At 58.8% G+C, this 699-nt stretch carries 1 protein-coding gene; it reads right to left on the bottom strand.

Going from position 1 to position 699, the window contains the following annotated elements; all coding sequences use genetic code 11:
* On the bottom strand, nt 1-699 hold a 699-nt coding region (locus B5F35_RS18260; RefSeq protein ID WP_140401308.1), incomplete at both ends, for an RHS repeat protein.

Genomic DNA, 699 nt, shown 5'->3' with positions numbered 1-699 from the left:
CGTCGTAGGCGTAGCTGTTCCGGGCCAGAAGCGCGTCCCCGGAGCGGACGGTCAAGCCCGTCAGGTTCTTGTCCAGGTCATAGGCGTACTCCTGCCGGATGGGGCCATGGGTCACGGCCTTGGGCGTACCGTCCGGGTTATAGGTATAGGCTGCCAGTTCCTTTCCATCATCCCACACTCTTTCCAGCAGATCAAGAGGAGAATAGGCATATTCCGTCACTTTGCCTGTTACATCGGCCTGACTGATCTTGTTGCCGTTCCTGTCATAGGCCAGGGCCAGCAGCGTGCGGCCGCTGGCACTCTTGCGGGTCATGCGGTCCATGGCGTCGTACTCATAGGCGTACCGCATTCCCTTAGAAATGGCGCACTTGAGTAAGCCCTCCGGGGTGTATTCGTAAAAATCACCCTGAGCGCTGTCTTTTTCCTTTTTGAACAGGGGCGCACCATAGAGGTTGTACCCCAGCTCCACTGTCACGCCGCTGCGGTCGGTTCTGCGAACCAACCGCCCCTGGCCGTCATAGCAATAGCTCTCCTTTTCACCGGTGGGATCCACAATAGCGGAGAGCTTCCCCATGCGGTTATACTCATACTGGGTGGTATGGCCCTCACCGTCGGTGGAGGACACCATATCCCCCGCGAAGTTATAGGCATACTGCTCTGTGGAGCCGTCCGCCTTCCTCACGCCGGTGATCCGGCCCC

Origin of the sequence: Anaeromassilibacillus sp. An200 (assembly GCF_002160025.1) — a bacterium.
Taxonomy (GTDB): Bacteria; Bacillota; Clostridia; order Oscillospirales; family Acutalibacteraceae; genus Caccousia; species Caccousia stercoris.
Note: the sequence above shows the minus strand (reverse complement) of the source record. Positions and strands in the feature narration are given on the sequence as shown.